Raw genomic sequence first — 4,986 nt, 5'->3', positions numbered from 1 at the left:
AGCCCCCGGATCGTGGGCGTCGAGATCAACAACGCCTTGCGCCGATGCGCGAAGGTCAGCGACCGGGCTTCGGCCAGGCTGACCGGATCGCCTTCCTCATCCGCCGAGGCCGGATAGGCATCGACCTCGTCGAGAAACAGGTACCGCGCCGGGGTCGAGCGCAGCCCCACCGCCGAGTTGGCCCCTGTCATGATCAGGATGCCGCCCGCAAATTCCTTCGAGAGCATCGTGTTGCCCGCGTCGCGCGAGCGCGCCGGTTTGATCCGCTCGCGCAGCTCCGGGCTTTCCTCGATCAGCGGGTCGATCCGCTGGCGCGAGTTGCGCTTGGCCAGCTCCACCGTCGGCTGGACCGCCAGCATCGGCCCCGGCGCGTGATGCATCACGAAGCCGATGAAGCAATTGCCCGCTTCCGTGGCACCCACCTGCGCGGCCTTCATGAACACCACCCGCTGCACCGGGCTGACCGGCGAGAGCGCATCCATGATCTCGCGCATATACGGAGTGCGCGCGGTCTTGTAGCGCCCGGGCTCCGCCGAGGCGCGCGACGACAGCCAGCGGTGCCTGTCGGCCCACTCTGACACGGTCAGGTCCGGGTCGGGCCGCAGGCCCCGCGACCAGGCGCGCAGCAGGTCGTTGGCGCCATCGAACCCCGCGACATCGTCATCCAAGGCCGCTGCGGATCTCGGCGAGGCTGTCGAGCTGGGCGCGGACATGGGCTTCGAGAACCTTCTGCATCACCGCCGCCTCCACCGTGATCCCCTCGCCGAGGGTGGCTGCCAGTTCCGAGGCCATGAGCGCGGCCACCCGGGCGGGCCAGGTCACCCAGGCATCGCGTTCCTCGCGCGCCAGCCGGAAGATCAGCGTTTCCGCGCGCGCCTTGTCGACCAGGTCGCCTTTCAGCTTCTGCAACCGGATGCGGCGTTCCTGCGCCTTGAGCACCTCGTTCGCGGTCTTGGCCTGCAGGAAGGTCGTGCCGCCGCCGACGGCTGGCGCGGCCATTCCCTGCTCCTTGAGCGTGTCCCCCACCGCAGAGACGGCGGCCTCGGGCACGGGCTTCAGCTTGGACTTGCCGGTCGCGGGCGGTTTTGGCGCGGCGCGGGATTTCGACGGGTCGGTCGTCTCGGTGCGGCGCGTGTCGGACGCCTCGGCGTCGATGCTGCCATCAGGGTGCAGCACCAGCCGCCCGGCCTCCTTGGCCTTCTGGATCGCCCCGCGCGACAGGCCCACGCGGGCGGCATACTGGCGTTCGCTCAGGCCCTGCATGGCTCACCCCGCGCGATATAAAGCAATGTTATTGCTGCGATTTCCGTTGATTACAGTCCGCGCCGGAGCGATTCTGATGACACAAGCACGATGCAACTCACCACACGGAGCCACGCCATGACCAGCCTGAACCCGCAAACCACGCCCCGCCACCAGCTGCGCGCCGAAAAGGCACAAAAGAACAAGGAGGCCGCGCTCGCCGCCTTCCTTGCAAAGAAGGCCGAAATCGACGAACGGCTCGCCCGCCTGCAGGCGCTCAGCGACGATCATTTCGAGACCCACCCCGACGAGATCAGCTGGGGCGACGTAGGCACCCTCGGTCATTACGCCGAACTGCTGAAGCGCATCACCGACAGTGCCTTAAACGAGGGCGAATTCGCCGAGTGACCCTTTCGACCCAGCCTTCTTGAGCGGCCCGCCGCGATGGCGGGCTTCACCCGGTAGAAGCTCCTGCATGTCGCACGAGCCGAAACCGGAGACCATCCATGACCCAGATCCAGCTGTCCGACGCCCAGTCCGTCATCCTGTCTACCGCCTGTGCGCGCGACGACGGCGCCGTGTTCCCCGTCACCACCACCCTCAAGGGCGGCGCGGTCGGCAATGTCTGCAAGAGCCTGCTGAAACGCGGGCTGNTTCCCCGTCACCACCACCCTCAAGGGCGGCGCGGTCGGCAATGTCTGCAAGAGCCTGCTGAAACGCGGGCTGATCGAGGAAATCGAAGCGACCGACCTCAACACTGTCTGGCGGCATGACGAAGAGCGCGGGCCCATCACCCTGCGCGCGACGCCGCTGGCCTACATGGCGCTCGGGATCGCGGACGACACGAGCGAGGCGGTTCCGGCCGAAACCTCGACTGTGCTCGAGCCTGTCCGACGCCGGAAGGGCACCAAGCAGCAGGCAATGATCGACATGCTGTCCCGCCCCGAAGGCGCGACCATCGACGAGATCGCGGACGTCACTGCATGGAAGCCGCATACGATTCGTGGCTCAATGTCGGGAGCGCTCAAGAAAAGGCTCGGACTGACGATCATCTCGGAGAAGGTGGACGGAAGGGGTCGTTGCTATCGCATAGCCCTGTGATCGCACCGGAGATGCTTAATTTTTAAGCTATGCACAGGCCGTCATGCTGCATTGCAGCGAAACTTCTTTCCGACCGTGGATTTTAAGGCTACTTTGCAAGTAGGGATATCGATAGCTCCTCCTCCTCCCTGAGCTTTTCGATCCAAGGCGGTGACGCTCTCCTCCTCCCTGCGTCACCGCCGCCCTTTCCCAAAGAAAGCAATGGGTTGTCGGACTTCCGTGGTTGAGCAAAGCGACCGATAAGTCTTGCATAGCTGACCCCAGCTTCATCGCAGCTGGTATGCCTCGAAAAGCCGCCTCAGAAGGTAGCTGCGGATCAACGAGATGCCGAGGAAGACCAGGCCAATGGCAAGGTGTTCGTCAAGAGCTGCCTCGAGGCCGAACAGGGGAAATACGGCCAGCTGCGTCAGCACAGCAACCGCGTAGCCGACCACCACGTTCGTGATCGCCTCGATCATCGACATGGTGCGCGTCTGCATCAGGCTGCATCCTTCCGTTCGTGTTCGCCGAGACGCTCTCTCCTCCGGTCCTTCCATGGACCTCCAGCCGACGGAGTGATTAGTCTGCACTGACGCAATCCGAGAGGAGTGAGTTTCGACATGACGGAGCACACGAACGACGACGTCGCAGCGATCCGTGAGGTCATCGCACGCCAATTCGAGAGCATCAGCTGGACCGCAGACCGTCCCGCGGACTGGACGGCTTTCGCGGATGACTTTCTGCCGAATGCAACTCTCTTTCCCGCCGCTCGACCGATCGCACCAAAATCGGTCGACGCCTTCATCGACCGAATGAAGGGTGTTGCTGCAGGCGAGCTGAAAAGTCTCGAGGAGGTCGTTCTCAATACCAAGGTCCGGGTATTCGGCAACGTCGCCATCGCGATGGGGGTGTGTGGCATGTCCGAAAACGGTTCCGAACCCAAGCGCGGTGTGGAGGCCATCTTGCTGGTCAAGGATCAGGGCCGCTGGCGCGTTGCGGCTCAAGCCTGGGACATGGAGACGGCCGAGAAAATGATCCCCGCCGACTTGCTCGACGGGAACTGACCGCAGCTTGCATCACGCCGCATCCTTCTGTTCGCCTTCACCCAGGCGCTCCGTCTTCACGTCCCCGAAGGTCCGGCTGTCACCGTCGAGGATCGCGTCTTTGCCGGTTTCGGCCTGCCAGCGTTCGACGGCCACATCGACATACGCGGGGCTGATTTCCATCGCGAAGACGCGGCGACCGTTGGCCTCGCCCGCCATGATCTGAGATCCGGAACCGGCGAACGGCTCGTAGCAGACACCGCCGCGGGCCACGTGCTGGCGCATCGGGATGCCGAACGCGTCGAGTGGCTTCGGCGTCGGATGATCGGGGCGCTCGTCCTTCGTGAAACTGGGCATCTCCCAGGTCGAGGGCAGCGTCTGCTCGGCCACCTTCGGCGGTCGGTTCGGACGGCGCCAGCCCATGAAGCAGGGCTCGTGCTTCCACAGGTAATGCGACCGGGTCAGCACCCCGCGGTCCTTCACCCAGATGATCTGCTGATGCACGAACGCCCCGGCCTTTTCCCAGCAGGCCTCCAGCATCGCCTGGCGTCGAGAGGCGTGCCAGCAGTACCAGGCGGCATCCTCGGTGATCGCCTCGGCCACCGCGGCGGAAATGAACCCGTCGTAAAGCTCCGCGCCCTGCGAACTGTCGTCCCAAGTATTGCCGTAGGACTGCGACCAGTCCTTGTTGCGGGTCGGGTGGTTCGAGCCGTCGTAATCCACCAGGTACGGCGGATCGGTCGCGAACAGCACCGCGCGCTCGCCATTCATCAGCCGGCGGACGTCTTCGTGGCTGGTGCTGTCGCCACACAGCAGCCGGTGGTCGCCGAGGATCCACAGATCGCCCGTGCGCGACGCCGGGTTGCGCGGCGGTTCGGGGATGACCACCGGCGGCGTGGAGCCCCCGTCGCCGCCCGCTTCCTCGTCGCTGTCGGCGACATAGGCCAGCAGCTTGTCCAGCTCGCCGTCCGAAAACCCGACCAGCGAAAGGTCGAAATCCTCGGCCAGCAGCTCGTTCAGTTCCGCCGACAGCAGCGCCTCGTCCCACGTTCCGAGTTCGGTCAATTTATTATCGGCCAAACGATAGGCGCGCCGCTGCGCCTCGGTCAGGTGTCCCAGCACGATCACCGGAGCCTCGGTCAGCCCCAGCTGCGTCGCGGCCAGCACTCGGCCATGGCCCGCGATCAACTCGCCGTCCTCGCCCACCAGGCAGGGCACGGTCCAGCCGAACTCGGCCATGCTGGCGGCAAGCTTCGCGACCTGGTCCGCGCCGTGCTGCTTGGCATTTTTCGCGTAGGGCTGCAGGCGCGCAAGCGGCCATTGCTCGATCCGCTCGGGGGCGAAGGCGACGGTCACTGTCCCAGCCCTCCGCCGTTCACGCAGCCGCTCACCGTGGCGAAGCGGCCTCCCGCAGGACGATGATGATGCCGCTCATAACGATGATCAGGGCTCCCACGATGGTCCAGAAGGCCAGCAGGTCGCCCCAGATCAGCCAACCCAGCAGCGTGGCCCAGATCAGCGCCGTGTAGTCGAAAGGCGCGACCACCGCGGCAGGCGCCAGTCGGAACGCCTGTCCGATCAGCGTTATCCCGAGGCTCCCCAGAATCGCGATGGCGACGAA

General features: G+C 65.2%; 7 protein-coding genes and 1 pseudogene. 3 read left to right on the top strand and 5 right to left on the bottom strand.

Translation table 11 applies throughout. The features are described 5' to 3' along the window. Together V8324_RS20970 and V8324_RS20965 are read right to left on the bottom strand one after the other, a co-directional pair. A partial coding sequence (locus tag V8324_RS20970; protein ID WP_336421842.1) for a phage terminase large subunit family protein occupies positions 1-713 on the bottom strand: 713 nt, incomplete at its 3' end. Continuing rightward, positions 661-1,263, bottom strand: a complete 603-nt coding sequence (locus V8324_RS20965) for a hypothetical protein (RefSeq protein WP_336421841.1) — start codon at positions 1,261-1,263, stop codon at positions 661-663. The genes V8324_RS20970 and V8324_RS20965, both read right to left, overlap by 53 nt. Positions 1,264-1,380: 117 nt before the next feature. Here V8324_RS20965 and V8324_RS20960 point away from each other — a divergent pair, with 117 nt between their 5' ends. Both V8324_RS20960 and V8324_RS20955 read left to right on the top strand, forming a co-directional pair. Beyond that, a complete protein-coding gene (locus tag V8324_RS20960) occupies positions 1,381-1,650 on the top strand; it encodes a hypothetical protein (protein WP_336421840.1) in 270 nt (89 codons plus the stop codon). A gap of 411 nt (positions 1,651-2,061) precedes the next feature. Continuing rightward, positions 2,062-2,343 carry a DUF3489 domain-containing protein gene (locus V8324_RS20955; protein WP_336421839.1) on the top strand — a complete coding sequence of 94 codons (282 nt, stop codon included), beginning with the start codon at positions 2,062-2,064 and terminating at the stop codon, positions 2,341-2,343. 266 nt (positions 2,344-2,609) lie between these two features. On the opposite strand, the gene V8324_RS20950 is transcribed toward V8324_RS20955, so the two are convergent. Continuing rightward, complete coding sequence (locus V8324_RS20950) at positions 2,610-2,822, bottom strand: DUF7220 family protein (protein ID WP_336421838.1); 213 nt, start codon at positions 2,820-2,822, stop codon at positions 2,610-2,612. 120 nt (positions 2,823-2,942) lie between these two features. Here V8324_RS20950 and V8324_RS20945 point away from each other — a divergent pair, with 120 nt between their 5' ends. After that, positions 2,943-3,386: a hypothetical protein gene (locus V8324_RS20945; RefSeq protein WP_336421837.1), complete on the top strand. Its 444-nt coding sequence runs from the start codon at positions 2,943-2,945 to the stop codon at positions 3,384-3,386. A 12-nt stretch (positions 3,387-3,398) separates the two neighbouring features. On the opposite strand, the gene V8324_RS20940 is transcribed toward V8324_RS20945, so the two are convergent. Together V8324_RS20940 and V8324_RS20935 are read right to left on the bottom strand one after the other, a co-directional pair. Continuing rightward, positions 3,399-4,721: a site-specific DNA-methyltransferase gene (locus V8324_RS20940; RefSeq protein WP_336421836.1), complete on the bottom strand. Its 1,323-nt coding sequence runs from the start codon at positions 4,719-4,721 to the stop codon at positions 3,399-3,401. A 31-nt stretch (positions 4,722-4,752) separates the two neighbouring features. After that, a pseudogene (locus V8324_RS20935) lies at positions 4,753-4,986 on the bottom strand (EamA/RhaT family transporter); the annotation flags it as partial.

It is taken from the genome of Roseovarius sp. D22-M7 (assembly GCF_037083785.1).
GTDB lineage: Bacteria > Pseudomonadota > Alphaproteobacteria > Rhodobacterales > Rhodobacteraceae > Roseovarius.
The sequence above is the reverse complement of the archived record's forward strand: the minus strand, read 5'-3'. Positions and strand labels throughout refer to the sequence as shown.

What these genes read in the sequence shown, in the direction of transcription:
- V8324_RS20965 (WP_336421841.1), bottom strand. Translation starts at nt 1,263, where the DNA reads ATGCAGGGCCTGAGCGAACGCCAGTATGCCGCCCGCGTGGGCCTGTCG.
- V8324_RS20960 (WP_336421840.1), top strand. Translation starts at nt 1,381, where the DNA reads ATGACCAGCCTGAACCCGCAAACCACGCCCCGCCACCAGCTGCGCGCC.
- V8324_RS20955 (WP_336421839.1), top strand. Translation starts at nt 2,062, where the DNA reads ATGGCGCTCGGGATCGCGGACGACACGAGCGAGGCGGTTCCGGCCGAA.
- V8324_RS20950 (WP_336421838.1), bottom strand. Translation starts at nt 2,822, where the DNA reads ATGCAGACGCGCACCATGTCGATGATCGAGGCGATCACGAACGTGGTG.
- V8324_RS20945 (WP_336421837.1), top strand. Translation starts at nt 2,943, where the DNA reads ATGACGGAGCACACGAACGACGACGTCGCAGCGATCCGTGAGGTCATC.